The sequence below is a fragment of the Streptomyces coelicoflavus genome, from assembly GCF_003112555.1.
GTDB classification, from domain to species: Bacteria; Actinomycetota; Actinomycetes; order Streptomycetales; family Streptomycetaceae; genus Streptomyces; species Streptomyces coelicoflavus.
The window spans coordinates 92,473-108,186 of the sequence record NZ_BEWB01000007.1; the positions used below are offsets into that span (position 1 = coordinate 92,473).

Here is a 15,714-nt window from a genome sequence, read left to right on the forward strand (position 1 = left end):
TGTCCCGTCCCGCGCTCCGGGAAACGAGGGGGCACACGCGGGGACGGAGCGGGGCACCGGAGCGGGGCGGGCCCGGCTCACTCCGCGTCGTCGAGCAGTCCCAGTTCCGCCCAGATCGTCTTGCCCTCGGTCGTGTGCCGGCTGCCCCAGCGCTGGGTGAGCTGGGCCACGAGGAGCAGGCCGCGCCCGCCCTCGTCCCAGGTCCTGGCCCGGCGCAGGTGCGGAGCGGTGTGGCTGGTGTCGGAGACCTCGCAGATCAGCGTGGCCGTGTCGTGGATCAGCCGGAGCCGGATCGGCGGGGAGCCGTACCGGATGGCGTTGGTGACCAGCTCGCTGACGACCAGCTCGGCGGTGAACGTCGCCTCCAGCAGGTTCCAGTCGGAGAGCCGGTCGAGGACCTGCTTGCGCACCGGTGCGACCAGCGCCGGATCGGCGGGGATGTCCCAGGTGGCGACCTGCCCGGCGGGCAGTCCCCGGGTCCGGGCCAGCAGCAGGGCCACGTCGTCGGCGGCGTCGCCCGAGGGCAGGAGGGTGTGCAGTACGCGGTCGCAGGCGGCGTCCAGGGAGTCGGCGGGGGCGGCCAGCGCCTCGCGCAGCAGTGCCTGGCCGGCGTCGGTGTCCCGGTCCCGGCTCTCCACCAGGCCGTCGGTGTAGAGCGCCAGCACGCTGCCCTCGCGCAGCTCCATCTCGGCCGACTCGAACGGCAGCCCGCCCACGCCCAGCGGTGGCCCGGAGGGCAGTGCGACCAGCTCGGGCGGCCCGTCCGGCGGGATCAGCACGGGCGCCGGGTGCCCGGCCCGGGCCATGGAGCAGTGCCGCGACACCGGGTCGTAGACCACGTACAGACACGTCGCGCCGACCTCGCCCGCCCGGTCGTCGCCGGATTCCTCGGACAGTCGCACTACCAGGTCGTCGAGGTGGGTGAGCAGCTCGTCGGGCGTCAGGTCGATGTCGGCGAGGGTGCGCACGGCGGTGCGCAGCCGGCCCATGGTGGCCGAGGCCGGGATGCCGTGCCCCACGACGTCCCCGGCGACCATGGCGACGCGCATCCCGGACAGCGGGATGACGTCGAACCAGTCGCCGCCGACGCCCGAGCGGGCCGCCGGAAGGTAGCGGGAGGCCGCCTGCACCGCGGCCGTGGGCGGCAGCCACCGGGGCAGCAGGCTGCGCTGGAGGGTCAGGGTGGCCTCGCGCTCCCGCGAGTAGCGGCGGGCGTTGTCGATGCAGACGGCGGCGCGGGCGCTGACCTCCTCGGCCAGCAGCACGTCGTCGTGCGTGAACGGGTCGGGACGCCGGAAGCGGGTGAAGACCGCGACGCCGAGGGTGGTGCCGCGGGCCTGGAGCGGCACCGACATCGTGGAGTGGATGCCGTACTCCTCCACCCGGCGCAGGCGGACGGGGTCCCACCGCAGCCAGCGTTCGAGGTCGCCGTAGGCCACCGAGGCCACGATCGCCTGCCCCGAGAGCAGGCACTCGGCCTGGGGCGAGCCGGCCGGGTAGACGTCCAGCCGCCCGGTCTCGGCCACCGTCTGCGGGCAGTCCTCCGTGACCGACCGGTGCGCCGTGCGGCGCAGGCCGACCGGCGGCTCGACCACGGTGGCCGGTTCACCGCCGTGCTCCCACGGGTCCAGCAGGTCGACGCTGACGAAGTCGGCGAGCGCGGGCACGCAGACGTCCGCCAGCTCCTGCGCCGTCCGGGTGACGTCGAGGGTGGTGCCGATGCGCACACTGGCCTCGTTGACCAGTTGCAGCCGCTCCCGGGCGCGGTGCTGCTCCGTGAAGTCGTGGGCGCTCACACACACGCCGCACACCCGGCCGTCGGCGTCGGTGAGCGGTGCGATCCGCGCGTTCCACGCGTGGGCGCGGCTCTCGCCGACCGCCTTGAGGCGGGTCTGCATGTCGTGCCGGCGGCCGGTGGCGAGCACGCGCCGCATCCGCCGTTCCAGCTCCGCGTTCTGCGGCCGGTCGCCGAAGTCGGTGGCCCGCAGCCCGCGCACGCGGTCGGGCGGCAGCCCCATCAGGCGTGCCATGGCGTCGTTGACCCCGCGCAGCAGGAGCCGGTCGTCGAAGATCATCATGGCGCAGGGCGACTGGGTGAGGGCGGCTCTGACCAGCGGGTCGTCCTCCGGCCGGGGACCGGATTCCAGCGGGGTGACGGCGAGCCACGTGGCGGGGGCGCCGTCCGAGGCCGGCCGGCGGTGCGCGAGCACCCACACCGACACGGTGTGCCCGTCGCGGTGCCGCAGCGCCAGGGTGCCGTTCCACCGGTCGTCGTCGCTCCCGGGAGGTGTGCCGTCGCGGTCGTCCGCGAGCAGGTCCGCGGCGGGCCGCCCGACGACCTCGGCGGCCGGGTGGCCGAGCAGCAGACGCGCGCCCTCGTTCCACTCCCGCAGGGTGCCGGAGCCGTCGACGACGGCGCGGGCCGTGGCGGCATCGTCGAACGGGTTGACCGGACTCATCGTCGCCACTCCATTGCGCACACCCACAGTGATCAGCGCGTCACCTGCTTCCCAGCCTAGTGGGTTCGCGTCCCGCGCGGACCCGAACCCACCGGGCCCACGGAGCCCGGCCGCCGCGCCCGTCACCGGACGGTCCGGGCGGCACACCGCAGAAAGTGCTTTCCGTGCCCTTGACGGGCGCGTATGGCCCGACGTCAGAATCTGTTTGTTCGCGATTGCTTGTGAGTGCTTCTGATTTTTTCGGATGGGGGAGAGATGAGGGAGACCAGCCATGACGGTCACGCGTAGATCGGTTCTGATCGCCTCCGCCGCCACGCCCGCGGCCCACATGGCGTTCGCCGCCCCCTCGGCGTGGGCATCGGACGCCACCGGCGGCGGCGCGGGCCGCAGCACCGTCGCCCTGCGCGACGGCTGGCGCTTCCGGCTGATCGACCCCGACGGCGCGGCCGAGGACACCACGGACGCCGCCGACCCCGCCCACGACGACTCGGCGTGGCGCGAGGTCGCCGTCCCGCACGACTGGAGCATCGAGCAGACGCCCACCACCGAGCACGGCACCACCAGCGGCACCGGCTTCCTGCCGGGCGGCCTCGGCTGGTACCGCCTCGCCTTCACGCTGCCGCGGGCGTTCGCGGGGAAGCGGATCTCGGTCGAGTTCGACGGCGTGTACATGGACGCCCGCATCCACTGCAACGGCCGGGAGGTGGGCCACCACCCCTACGGCTACACCGGTTTCGCCCTCGACCTCACCGACCTGGTGCACACCGACGGCCGCACCGAGAACGTCCTCGCGGTCCAGGTGCGCAACCGGCTGCCCAGCAGCCGCTGGTACTCCGGCAGCGGCATCTACCGCGAGGCCCGCCTCGTCGTCACCGAACCGGTGCACGTGTCGCGCTGGGGCACCTACGTCACCACGCCCCGGGTGGGCGAGGACAGCGCGGTCGTCCGGGTGGAGACGTCGGTGGCGAACGCCTCGGGCACCGCGCGCGAGGTCGAGATCCGCTCGACGGTCGAGGACGCCGACGGCCGCACCGTAGCCCGCACCGCCTCCAGGGCGGACGTCGCCGACACCGCCACCGAGACCCACGAACTCACCGTCCGGCACCCGCGGCGGTGGGACTTCGCGAGCCCGCACCGCTACACCCTGCACACCGAACTGCGCGTCGGCGGCCGGACCGTGGACACCTTCCGCACCCCGTTCGGCATCCGCACCTTCCACGTCGACCCCGACGAGGGCTTCCACCTCAACGGCAGGTACGCCAAGATCAAGGGCGTCGACCTGCACCACGACCTCGGCGCACTCGGCGCCGCCGTCAGCGTCGACGCGATCCGCCGCCAGATGACCCTCATGAAGTCGATGGGCGTCAACGCCTTCCGCACCTCCCACAACCCGCCCTCGCCCGAGATGATCGAGATCTGCGAGGAGCTGGGCATCATCATGCTGGTCGAGGCCTTCGACTGCTGGCGCACCGGCAAGAACCGCTACGACTACGGCCGGTTCTTCGACGAGTGGTGCGAGCGGGACGCCACCGAGATGGTGCTCGCGGCCCGCAACTCGCCCGCCGTCGTCATGTGGTCCATCGGCAACGAGGTACCCGACTCCACCGCCACCGCCGGACTCGCCATGGCCGACCGGATCATCGACGCCATCCGCGCCGCCGACGCCACCCGCCCCCTGGTCATCGGCTCCGACAAATACCGCCGGCTGCCCGCCAAGGGCTCCGCGGCCGACCTGATGCTGGCCAAGCTGGACGGGCTCGGCCTCAACTACAACACCGCCAAGTCGGTGGACGACCTGCACGCGGCCTACCCGCACCTGTTCCTCTTCGAGTCCGAGTCGTCCTCCGAGACCTCCACGCGCGGCACCTACCAGGAACCGGAGCACCTGAACACCGGCGAGAACCACACGCCGGGTGGGCGGGCCACCTCGTCCTACGACAACAACCTCGCCTCCTGGACGATGAGCGGCGAGTACGGCCACAAGAAGGACCGGGACCGCAGGTGGTTCGCCGGGCAGTTCCTGTGGTCCGGCATCGACTACATCGGGGAGCCCACGCCGTACGACGTCTTCCCGGTCAAGGCGTCGTTCTTCGGAGCGGTCGACACGGCCGGGTTCCCGAAGGACATGTACCACCTGTTCCGCAGCCAGTGGACGGACGAGCCCATGGTCCACCTGCTGCCGACGACGTGGAACCACCGCGAGGGCGACACCGTCGAGGTCTGGGCCTACACCAACGTCGACACCGTGGAGCTGTACCTGAACGGGAGGTCCCTCGGTACCCGGCGCTTCGACCGCAAGAAGACCGTCGACGGCCGGACCTACCTGGAGACCACCGAGGCCACCGGCGACGACAAGACCTTCACCGACGGCCCCTACCCCGGCAGTTACACCAGCCCCAACGGCAGCGCGGGCAAGCTGCACCTGACCTGGAGGGTGCCCTTCGAGGCGGGCGAGCTGAAGGCCGTCGCCCGGCGCGGCGGCAGGGCGGTCGCCACCGACGTCCTGCGCACCGCACGGGCACCGCACGCCCTGCGCCTCACCCCGGACCGCGAGTCCGTCGCCGCCGACGGGCGTTCCCTGCTCTTCGTGACCGCCGAGGTGGTCGACCGGCACGGAGTGGTGGTGCCCGGCGCCGAGCACCTGATCTCCTTCGACGTGGCGGGCGGCTCGCTCGCCGGACTCGACAACGGCCGCCAGGAGAGCGCCGAACGCTACCAGTCCCGTACCCGCACCGCCTTCCACGGCAAGGCGCTCGCCATCGTCAGGTCGGGCACCCGGCCGGGCACGGTACGGGTGACGGCGCGTGCGGACGGGCTGCGCACGGACACGGCGACGGTGCGCGCCCGCCGGGCCGGGGACCGGGCGACCACACCCGCGCCGGAGTTCCGCCCCGGGCACCCGGCGCCCGTGGACCACCCGCACGCGGACGCGAGCTACTCCGGCCGGCCCGACACCCTGCCCGCCGCCGCGCTGGACGGCGACCCGGCCACCGGCTGGTCCAACGGCTTCCACAAGGCGGCCACCGCGCTGCTGCCCGCCTTCGACGGCGCGCGCGCCGAGGACTGGATCTCGGTCGACCACGGGCGCACGCGCTCCTACGACCGGGTCGAGGTCTCCTTCACCGTGGACGAGGGCCACAGCCTGCCCGCGTCCCTCGCGGTGGACGTCTGGGACGGCCGTGCCTGGCGTGCTGCCACGGAGGTGCGGACCGAGTGGGCCACCGCCTCCGACGCGCCCACGGTCATCGGCTTCCGTCCGCTGCGCGGGTCCCGGATCCGTCTCACGCTGACCAGCCGTCACCCCGGCGAGGCGCGGGGAGCGGTCCGGGTCAGCCGCCTGGAGGCACCCGCCGCCTGAACCGCCGTACCACGGTCCGGACGGGAACCGGTCGGGAACCGGTCGGGAAAACCGGTCCCGTCCGGACCGTTGACGGCATGTCATGTCTGCCACAAGCATGGCCTGCGACCGCATTTGGGAGCGCTCCCATTCCCGTGTGAGCGCCACCTCCCCCGAGGAGCCCGGACGTGAAAAGACGCAGAACCGCGCTCGTCTCCCTGACGGCCCTGCTGGCGGCGGCCGTCACCGCGCTGCCCGCCGCCCCGGCCGGCGCCGAGGAGACCGAGCAGGTCAGGAACGGCACCTTCGACAACGGCACGGACTCCTGGTGGACGAGCAGCAACGTCACCGCCGCCGTGACCGACGGCCGGCTGTGCGCCGACGCACCCGGCGGCACCACCAACCGCTGGGACGCGGCCCTCGGCCAGAACGACGTCACCCTGGTCGCGGGGGAGTCGTACAAGTTCTCCTTCACCGCCACCGGTACGCCCGCCGACCACGTGGTCCGGGCGATCGTCGGCCTTTCGGTGTCCCCGTACGACACCTACTTCGAGGTCAGCCCGCAGCTGAGCGTCTCGGGCAACACCTACTCGTACACCTTCACCTCGCCCGTCGACACCGCCCAGGGGCAGGTCGGTTTCCAGCTCGGCGGCACGCCCGACGCCTGGCGGTTCTGCGTGGACGACGTGTCCCTGCTGGGCGGCGTGGCACCGGAGCCGTACGTGCCGGACACCGGGCCGCGGGTACGGGTCAACCAGGTCGCCTACCTGCCGTCGGGACCGAAGAACGCCACCCTCGTCACCGACGCGACCTCGCGCCTGCGCTGGCAGCTGAAGAACGACGGCGGACGGGTCGTCGCCCACGGCTGGAGCAAGCCGCGCGGCGTCGACGCCTCCTCCGGGCAGAACGTGCACTCCATCGACTTCGGCCGCTACAAGAAGCGCGGCGAGGGCTACACGCTCGTCGCCGACGGCGAGACCAGCCGCCCGTTCGACATCGGCACGGCCGCCTACGAACGGCTGCGCCTGGACTCGGCGAAGTACTACTACACGCAGCGCAGCGGCGTCGCCATCAGCGACGAACTCCGCCCGGGCTACGGCCGCCCGGCCGGACACGTGGGCACGGCACCCAACCAGGGCGACACCGAGGTGCCCTGCCAGCCCGGCGTGTGCGACTACACCCTCGACGTCTCCGGCGGCTGGTACGACGCCGGCGACCACGGCAAGTACGTCGTCAACGGCGGCATCTCCACCTGGGAGCTGCTGAGCACCTACGAGCGCTCGCTGCACGCCCGCACCGGTGAGCCGCGCAAACTCGGCGACGGGTCGCTCGACATCCCCGAGAGCGGCAACAGGGTGCCGGACATCCTCGACGAGGCCCGCTGGGAGCTGGACTTCCTGCTGAAGATGCAGGTGCCGGACGGGCAGCCGCTGGCCGGGATGGCGCACCACAAGATCCATGACGAGCAGTGGACCGGGCTGCCGCTGCTGCCGAGCGACGACCCGCAGAAGCGCGAGCTGCACCCGCCGACCACCGCGGCCACCCTCAACCTGGCGGCGACGGCAGCGCAGGCCGCCCGCCTGTACCGCCCCTACGACCGGGAGTTCGCCGCCAAGGCGCTCGACGCGGCCCGGACCGCCTGGAAGGCGGCGCTCGACCACCCGGACCTGCTCGCCGACGAGAGCGACGGCATCGGTGGCGGCGCCTACCCGGACAACGAGGTCGCCGACGAGTTCTACTGGGCCGCGGCCGAGCTGTACCTGACGACGGGGGAGCGGGACTTCAAGGAGTACGTGCTGAACTCCCCGGTCCACACCGCCGACATCTTCGGCCCGATCGGCTTCGACTGGGCGCGCACCGCGGCCGCCGCCCGCCTCGACCTGGCGACCGTGCCCAGCCGGCTCCCCGGCCGGGACCACGTCCGCCGCTCCGTCGTCCGGGGCGCCGACGGCTACCTGGCCACGCTGAAGGCACACCCCTACGGCATGCCCTACGCCCCCGACGGCAACGTCTACGACTGGGGCTCCAGCCACCAGATCCTCAACAACGCGGTCGTCATCGCCACCGCCTACGACATCACCGGCGGTTCCAAGTACCGTGACGGCGCCGTCCAGAGCATGGACTACATCCTCGGCCGCAACGCGCTGAACATGTCGTACGTCACCGGGTACGGCGAGGCCAACGCCCACAACCAGCACAGCCGCTGGTACGCCCACCAGCTCGACCCGACCCTGCCCGCGCCGCCCGACGGCACCCTGTCCGGCGGCCCCAACTCGAGCATCCAGGACCCCTACGCGCAGAGCAAACTCCAGGGCTGCGTCGGTCAGTTCTGCTTCATCGACGACATCCAGTCCTGGTCGACCAACGAGCACACCATCAACTGGAACGCCGCACTGGCCCGGATGGCCTCCTTCGTGGCGGACCAGGGCTGACCAGATGACCGGCTGACCGGCGAACCGGCCGGCTCCGCCGCCGCCCCCGTCGAGGGCCGCACCGCTTCCGCTCGAGAGAATGCGGAAAGCCGGTGCGGCCCTCTTGCCGTGCCGGGGATTCTGACCTTCTTTCAAAGGCGGCCGAGGTTGCCCGGTCGCCTTGTTGACCATGAGTGGTTTGTGCGAGAGTGAAGCACCCGTGCGGGGGGTAAAGGCCGGGTCTCGCACGCGCTTTGACGGGCCGGGTCCGATTTCGCCATGGCGAATTCACACCTCCCGCGCGCTGCCCAAGAGGTACACACCAATCCGTGGGTCCTTTTCGGCGCTCCGAACTTCTGAGTCACCTGCGCGTGGGAAGGAAACATCTCAGTGCCCACCCCCCACCCTCCCCGGCCCGTTCGACCGCCCTCCGGCGGGGACCACGGGGAGTCCGACGAGTTGCTGGCCGCGCGGCTCCGGGACGGTCCGCAGAGCGAGGCCGCCCGGACCGCCGCGCTGCTGATGGCCCGCCACTGGCAGCCCGCGCACGACTACGCGACCATCTGTCTCGCCACGTCGGCCGAGGTCACCGCCATGGTCACGGCCGCCGCCTGGCAGCGGGTGCTGGCCCGCCTCGCCCAGGGCGAACCGGCCACCGCGCTGCGCCCGCGCCTGCTGGTGGCCGTGCGCGACACGGTCCGTCAGTGGTCCGCGGACGACGCGATATCCGCGGTGCTGCCGCAGCTGCTCAAACCCGCGGGCGGGCGCGGTATGCGGGCCGCGAAGTCACTGACTCCGGAAAACCGCACGCTGGCCGCCCGGGCATTCGCCTCTCTTCCCGGACCGGCCCGTTGTTTGCTGTGGCACACGGAAGTTGAAGGGGAGTCCATAACCGTCCCGGCCGGTCTGCTCGGCATGGACACCGACACCGCGTCGGCCACTCTCGAACAAGCGCGTGAGAAATTCCGCGAGGGTTGTCTGGACGCCCACCGGCAGCTCGCGCCGAGCCAGGAGTGCCGCTTCCAGGGCCGGCTGCTCGATGTCCCGATCCGTCGGGGCGGTGCCCTGCTGCCGGACGTCCGCAAGCATCTGGCGGACTGCCGTCACTGCCGGCACGCGGCCGACCAACTCGGTCACTTCGAGAGAGAGCTGGGCACCCTGATCGCCGAGGCCGTACTCGGCTGGGGCGCCCGGCGCTATCTCGACTCGCGTCCGGCGCGTGCGACGCTCGGCGCCCTGGCCAAGGGCGCCGCCCGGCACCGCGGCTCACGCCCCGGGCTGCTGGCCCGGATCCCCGTTCCCGTGCGCAGGAGGCCGGGCCCGCCGCGCTCGGGCCGGTCGGTGCTCAGGCAGGTCGGCGCCGCCTCCGCCGGAGTGCTCGCCATCGTGCTGGTGGTGAGCGTGTGGTCCTACGACGGCGGTGGCGCCGACCCGGCCGCCTCCACCAGCGCCGTCGACGGCGAGACCTCCGCGACGAGCCGCCCGAAACCGCCCGGCGCGGCCGGCCTGCCCACGTCCGCCGACCGCACCCGGCTGCGCAACGTCGCCGCCGGTCTCTGCCTCGACGTACGGGGCGAGCCCAGGGCCGGAGCGGGGGCCCGGCTGGCCGAGTGCTCCGAGGCGTGGACCCAGCAGTGGACCCACGAGGACGACGGGCTGCTGCGCAGCGTCGCCGATCCCGGGCTGTGTCTGGACTCGCGGGCGGACGCCGGCGTCGTCATTCTCGGTACCTGCGCCGACAAGGGCACCGGGCGCGGCGACGACGTGCGCTACGACCGCACCGAGGAGGGTGAACTGGTGCCCCGCGGGCAGAGGATGCTCGCGCTCGCCACCACCACCCGCGCCCCGGACGCGGACATCGTCGTCAAGGTGCACGACGGTTCCGACGACCAGCGCTGGCGCGACGAACCGGTGCCGGAGGCCGAGGGCTCCCTGTCGATCGCCCGCACCGACGCCCCGGGCGCGCGAGCCGTGGATCTGTCCGGCGGCTGAGGGAACCCGCACCTTCCGGGGGGACGGCGCCGCCGCCGTCCCCTCACGCCGGGTCCTCGACGAGGTCGGCGCGCCCCGGCGTGGCCGGTGAGGCGTGCCCGGACAGGGCCAGCGTGAGGTCGAGTTCGGCGAGCAGGCAGCGGATCACGTGCTCCACGCCGGCCTGGCCGTCCAGGCCGAGCCCGTAGGCGTAGGGGCGGCCCAGCAGCACCGCACGCGCGCCGAGCGCCAGGGCCTTGAAGACGTCGTCGCCGGTGCGGACACCGCTGTCGAACAGCACGGTCAGGCGGTCGCCGACCGCGTCCACCACCCGAGGCAGGGCGTCGGCCGCCGCGACGGAACCGGCCACCTGACGGCCGCCGTGGTTGGACACCACCACACCGTCCATCCCGGCGTCGGCGGCGAGCCGCGCGTCGTCGGGGTGCAGGACGCCCTTGAGGACGATCGGACCGTCCCAGTTCTCCCGCAGGAAGGCCAGGTCGGGCCAGGACTTGGCGGGATCCGAGAACATGCCGACGAAATGCATCACCGCCGCGTTCGGGTCCTCGTGCACGGGCTTGGCCAGACCTGCCTGGAACGCGGGGTCGGAGAAGTAGTTGGCGGTGCCCACCCCGTGCAGGAACGGCAGGTAGGCCTGGTCGAGGTCGCGCGGGCGCCACGACAGCAGCGGCGTGTCCAGCGTGACGAACAGCGCCGTGTACCCGGCCGCCCGGGCGCGGTTCAGGAAACTGCGGGCCACCTCGCGGTCCTTCGGCCAGTACAGCTGGAACCAGCGCTCGGCGTCGCCCATCGCCTCGGCGACCTGCTCCATGGGTGTGCTGGAGGCGGAGGACAGGATGTACGGGACACCCTGCGAGGCGGCGGCCCGGGCGGCGGCGGACTCCGCGTCCGGATGCATGATCGACAGGACGCCGACCGGCGCCAGCGCCAGCGGTGCGGGCAGAGCGCGGCCCAGCACCTCGACGCGCAGGTCGCGCTCGTGCACGTCCCGCAGCATGCGCGGGACGATCCGGCGCCTGGCCAGCGCCGCCCGGTTGGCGCGGGCGGTGCTGCCGTCCCCCGCGCTGCCCGCGACGTATCCGAAGGGGCCGGGGCCCAGACGCCGTTCGGTGAGCTCCTCCAGCCGGGTCAGGTCGGTGGGCAGCCGCGGCACCGCGCCCGTCATGCCGTTCAGGTAGATCTCGTACTGGAAGTCCGCCCAGTGCTTCGGCATCCCACGTCCGCCTCTCGTCGTCGAGCTCGCGCTGCGGGCACCATACCCGTGGGTATGCCGGGGGCGGCCGTCAGGGTCGGCGGGCCTGTTTCGGGGGTGTTTCCGGCCTATTGGCGAACGTGTGGATCACGCCATTCGGCCAGTTCTGTTCTCAATAATCGATCAAGAAACGCCCAGTTCCGGACTTGGAACGTTCTAACTCCGTAACTTCACGCCACTGATTGAATACCCAAGGTTACCGAAATCCATGGGGTCGAGATGAGTTTCGGTGCCGGACTCGGCAGACTCGCGCTCGCCGTTCCCGGCACCGACCGAGCCGGACCGGCACCACCCTCGAAACGAGCGGAAGGATGCACACAATGCGGAACACCGCGCGCTGGGCAGCGACTCTGGGCCTGACGGCCACCGCCGTCTGCGGGCCCCTCGCCGGGGCTTCTCTCGCCTCCCCGGCCACCGCCCCCGCGTCGCTCTACGCCCCCTCGGCCCTGGTGCTGACCGTGGGGCACGGAGAGAGCGCTGCCACCGCCGCACCCCTGCGCGCGGTCACCCTGACCTGCGCCCCGACCGCCTCCGGCACCCACCCGGCGGCCGGCGCGGCCTGCGCCGAACTGCGCGCCGCGCACGGCGACCCGGGCGCCCTGGCCGCCGAGGACTCGGTGATGTGCACCCGGGAGTACGCCCCCGTGGTCGTCACCGTCGACGGGGTCTGGCAGGGCCGGCGCCTCTCCTACGAACGCACCTTCGCGAACGAGTGCGTGAAGAACGCGGGCAGCGCGAGCGTCTTCACGTTCTGAGGGACCGGGACCGCGGGACCGTGCGGAGTGACCGTCCGCTCGCCACTGGGGAGTGCGAGCGGACGCCGTACGGGTCCCGCGGGCCCGCACCGGGGACGGCGGACGGAGTGGGGCCGTCCGCCGTCCTCCCGAACGCCGGGCCGGTCACTCCCTGGTGGCCGGCCCGTCATCCGTCCCGGACGACCGGGCGCGGTGGCTGGTGTCGCACCAGGGGAAGCGCCGGCTGCGACGACAGGTGCACAGCGCGACCCGGAAACGGTCGGAGGACACCGTCGTCCCGTCCTCCAGCTCCACCTCCACCGGCCCCTCCACCAGGAGCGGCCCCCGGCGCTGGACCTTGATCCGGCGCGGGGCCCGGGGCGCGCCCGGCGGGTCGGACGGGGACGGTGTGCCGGACGGGTGCTGCGGGCCGGACGGGGGCGGTGCGCCGGACGGGTGCCGCGGGTCGGACGGGTGCTGCGGGTCAGACGGGGAGTTCGGCACGGACGACCACCAGCTCCTCCTCGTACGCGGCCCGGGGCAGCAGCCCGCGCTGCCGCAGCCAGCGCTCCCGGCCGCGCACCACGGGACCGAACGCGATCCGACGGCGCCGGGTCACCGCGGCCTTCAGGCCCGCCTCGCGCAGCAGCGCCTCGGTCCTCGCGGGATCGCTGAGCGCCGACTGCACGAGCAGCAGCACACCCCCGGGGCGCAGCAGCCGGGGCACCTCCAGGCAGATCCGGTCCAGGACCATGCGGCCGTCGTGACCCGCGTCCCAGGCCCGGGCGGCACCGCGCGGCGGGCGGCCGGCGGCGGGCGCCGGTACGTACGGCGGGTTGGCCAGCACCAGGTCGAACGACTCACCGCGTACGGGCGTGAACAGGTTGCCGTGCCGGACGCGGATCCGCAGCCCGGCCCTGGCGGCGTTGAGCCGCGCGGCACACACCGCGCGCCACGACACGTCAACCGCGGTCACCCGGCCGCCCCGCAACGCCGCCGCCAGGGCGAGGGCGCCCGTGCCGGTGCCCACGTCGAGGACGGCCGCGCCCGGCGGGAGCGGCTCGTCGGACAGCGCCCCGGCCAGCAGGGCGGTGTCCTCCTGAGGGGCGTACACGCCCGGTAGCACCATGAAATTCACGGACCCCAGGTACCCCGGTCGTCACGAGATATGAGCACTTCCCGCACGCGGGGGCGGTGCGGCCGGCAGCGGTGTGCGCAGCGACGACCGCCCCGCCCTCCAGTCGGCCAGCAGCCGGGCGCCGAAGCGGTCCTCGAGGTGCCCGGTGGCGTCGATGCCGAACACGACGTCCGCCGCCAGCTGCGGTTCCTGCTCCAGCAGCCCGTCGATCACCTCGTGCCGCACGATCTGCTCGTGCACCGCGTCGGCCTCGACGTGCTCGTCGTAGAAGTGCTCGGCGGCCGGTCCGGCACCGGTGCGGCGCATCGCCTCGGCGAGCCGCCGGGAACCGGGCGACGAGGTGATCTCCACCGCCGCGAAATGCCCCACCAGCGCGCCGCGCAGGGACCGGTGCAGCCCGAACAGGGACATCATGTTCACCGTGGCCAGGCACTCGGCCGAGGCCGCGTCCAGATGGGCCCCGTACGTCGTGTCCAGGCCCAGATCGGTCATCAGGCCGGCGAACAGGCGGGCGTGCACCCGGTCGGCGCGGCCGCCGCCGTACTCGTCGAACTCCACCGCCGCCATCGCCGCCTTCGAGCGGCCCCACAGCCGCGGCAGCACCCAGGCGTGCGGGTCGGCCTCCTTGAGGTGGTACAGGGAGCGCTGGGCCGCGTACTCGCGCAGTTGCCACAACTCGCCCTCGTCCCGCAGGAAGTGGCTCACACCCTCACCGTGGACGGGTTCGACGAGCAGCGCCCCGACCGCGTCCGCCACGCTCGCGTGGACGGGGGTGTCGGCCCGCAGGGCGGCCAGGAAGCGCCGCTCCAGCGCGGCCCGGACGCCCAGCAGGTCCGGGTCCCACTCGAGGTCGGGGCAGACGCCCGCGAATCCGCGGTAGTGCAGCTCGTAGCACTGGTACAGGGCGAGTTGCAGGTCGTCGCCGTACGCCGGCGCCACGGCGACGGTCTCGGGGGCCGGCAGCGGGCCCGTCCCGCGCAGCCGGGCACCGACGGCCTCGGAGACCGGTCCCCGGGGCGCCGGCAGCTGTGGTCCTTCACGGTCGTACTCCATGCGCCGCGAGTACCCGGACACCGCCGCGGCACCCGGGCCGCGCGGAGCGGCGCGTCACTCGCCGTCGGCGTCCTTCTGGGCGCCGGTGTTCGGAGACGTGGCGTCGCCCGCCTCGCCCCGGTGCTCGCCCTCGTCCGACTCCGCGTCGCGGGGCCTGGACTCCGCGATCTCGCGCAGCACCTCCTCGACGGCGGTCTCGGGCTGCTTGTGGTCGTGCTCGCCGTTCCTGGACACGAGGTCCTCCTTCTCGCTTCTCGTCGTGCGGTTCGTGCCGGGTCGTGCGGTACGCGTGTCCGGTCGGTTCAGTGCGACGCCGACGCCAGGCGCAGCGGCACCGGTGCCGGGGTCGCGGCCTCGTCGCTGTGGCGGACCGTCTCCGCCCACCAGGACGGGCCGTCCTCGATGTGGCGCAGCAGGATGCCCTCCCGGATCGCCCAGGGGCACAGCGTCACCGACTCGAGACCGGTCAGCTTCATCGCCGTGTGCCCCACGACGGCGCCGGCCAGACTCTGCGCGGAGCGCGGTGCGGAGATGCCGGGCAGCCGGGCCCGCTCGGCGGCGGACAGCGCGGCCAGCCGGCCGACCGCGTCCCCGAGGTCCGAGCAGAGCATCCGCCGCTCCGTGAACGGCCCGTGCCGGCCGGGCGGGGCACCGCACAGCCGGCCCAGCTGCTGGAAGGTCCGCGAGGTGGCCACGGCGGTCCGCGGCCCCTCCCAGCGGATCCGCGCCGCCACGTCCCGCAGCTGGTGGCGGACCCTGCGACGCAACGCCCTGACCTGGTCCGGCGACGCCGGGTCCCGGCCGCCGGCCAGGAACTCGTGGGTCAGCCGGGCCGCCCCCAGCGGCAGGGACGCCACGAAGCCGGGCAGCCGGCCACGCCCGAACGCGACCTCCAGCGAACCGCCGCCTATGTCCAGCAGCGCGAGCGGTCCCGCCCGCCAGCCCATCCAGCGCCGGGCCCCGAGGAACGTCAGCTCCGCCTCCACCTCGCCCGGCAGGGTGCACAGCGGGACGCCGGTGCGGGCGTGGACGGTGCGCAGCACCTCACGCCGGTTCGGCGCGGCGCGCACCACCGCGGTCGCGAAGGCCAGCGGGCCCGACGCCCCCCACCGGTCTGCGGTCCTGCTCGCGTCGGCGACCGCCTCGACGAGCCGCTCCACAGCCTCCTCGGGGACCGCTCCGCCCGGCGGGACCTGCTCCGACAGCCGCAGCCGCCACTTCGCGGTGTGCACCGGCAGCGGAACGCCGCCCTCGGCGTCCGCCACCATGAGCCGGACCGTGTTCGACCCCACATCCACCACGCTGGTACGCATGAGGGCAACAGGTACCCATTCGAGC

11 protein-coding genes are annotated in these 15,714 nt (G+C 73.4%); 4 read left to right on the forward strand and 7 right to left on the reverse strand.

Annotated elements, in window-relative coordinates:
• Nucleotides 1-77: 77 nt before the first annotated feature.
• The gene (locus Sco07f_RS18020; RefSeq protein ID WP_054101205.1) at nt 78-2,459 is read right to left on the reverse strand and encodes a SpoIIE family protein phosphatase; all 2,382 of its coding nucleotides are present in this window, start codon (nt 2,457-2,459) and stop codon (nt 78-80) included.
• Nucleotides 2,460-2,730: 271 nt separating this feature from the next.
• On the opposite strand from Sco07f_RS18020, the gene Sco07f_RS18025 reads away from it, so the two are divergent.
• The 3 genes from Sco07f_RS18025 to Sco07f_RS18035 all read left to right on the forward strand — a co-directional run bounded on the left by Sco07f_RS18025 (nt 2,731) and on the right by Sco07f_RS18035 (nt 10,199).
• Nucleotides 2,731-5,817: a glycoside hydrolase family 2 TIM barrel-domain containing protein gene (locus Sco07f_RS18025; protein WP_108988416.1), complete on the forward strand. Its 3,087-nt coding sequence runs from the start codon at nt 2,731-2,733 to the stop codon at nt 5,815-5,817.
• Nucleotides 5,818-5,984: 167 nt separating this feature from the next.
• Nucleotides 5,985-8,228, forward strand: coding sequence for a cellulase (locus tag Sco07f_RS18030; RefSeq protein WP_054101203.1), 2,244 nt, complete (start codon nt 5,985-5,987; stop codon nt 8,226-8,228).
• Between the two features lie 369 nt (nt 8,229-8,597).
• Nucleotides 8,598-10,199 carry an RICIN domain-containing protein gene (locus tag Sco07f_RS18035; protein ID WP_108988417.1) on the forward strand — a complete coding sequence of 534 codons (1,602 nt, stop codon included), beginning with the start codon at nt 8,598-8,600 and terminating at the stop codon, nt 10,197-10,199.
• 43 nt (nt 10,200-10,242) lie between these two features.
• Here the strand turns inward: Sco07f_RS18035 and Sco07f_RS18040 are convergent, their stop codons facing one another.
• The gene (locus tag Sco07f_RS18040) at nt 10,243-11,412 is read right to left on the reverse strand and encodes a lactate 2-monooxygenase (RefSeq protein ID WP_108988418.1); all 1,170 of its coding nucleotides are present in this window, start codon (nt 11,410-11,412) and stop codon (nt 10,243-10,245) included.
• A gap of 359 nt (nt 11,413-11,771) precedes the next feature.
• Between Sco07f_RS18040 and Sco07f_RS18045 the strand changes: the two genes are divergently transcribed.
• Nucleotides 11,772-12,206 (forward strand): protease inhibitor, encoded by a 435-nt coding sequence (locus Sco07f_RS18045; protein WP_087788454.1) that lies wholly within the window; start codon nt 11,772-11,774, stop codon nt 12,204-12,206.
• 144 nt (nt 12,207-12,350) lie between these two features.
• Here Sco07f_RS18045 and Sco07f_RS18050 read toward each other — a convergent pair whose 3' ends face one another.
• The 5 genes from Sco07f_RS18050 to Sco07f_RS18070 form a co-directional block, all read right to left on the reverse strand.
• A complete protein-coding gene (locus tag Sco07f_RS18050; RefSeq protein ID WP_054101373.1) occupies nt 12,351-12,548 on the reverse strand; it encodes a CDGSH iron-sulfur domain-containing protein in 198 nt (65 codons plus the stop codon).
• A 121-nt stretch (nt 12,549-12,669) separates the two neighbouring features.
• On the reverse strand, nt 12,670-13,314 hold the full coding sequence (locus tag Sco07f_RS18055) for a HemK2/MTQ2 family protein methyltransferase (RefSeq protein ID WP_174855381.1): 645 nt from the start codon (nt 13,312-13,314) through the stop codon (nt 12,670-12,672).
• A 30-nt stretch (nt 13,315-13,344) separates the two neighbouring features.
• Nucleotides 13,345-14,376, reverse strand: a complete 1,032-nt coding sequence (locus Sco07f_RS18060; RefSeq protein WP_007389392.1) for an iron-containing redox enzyme family protein — start codon at nt 14,374-14,376, stop codon at nt 13,345-13,347.
• A 54-nt stretch (nt 14,377-14,430) separates the two neighbouring features.
• On the reverse strand, nt 14,431-14,610 hold the full coding sequence (locus Sco07f_RS18065) for a hypothetical protein (protein ID WP_007389393.1): 180 nt from the start codon (nt 14,608-14,610) through the stop codon (nt 14,431-14,433).
• A 68-nt stretch (nt 14,611-14,678) separates the two neighbouring features.
• Nucleotides 14,679-15,689 (reverse strand): Ppx/GppA family phosphatase, encoded by a 1,011-nt coding sequence (locus Sco07f_RS18070; protein WP_108988420.1) that lies wholly within the window; start codon nt 15,687-15,689, stop codon nt 14,679-14,681.
• Nucleotides 15,690-15,714 lie beyond the last annotated feature (25 nt).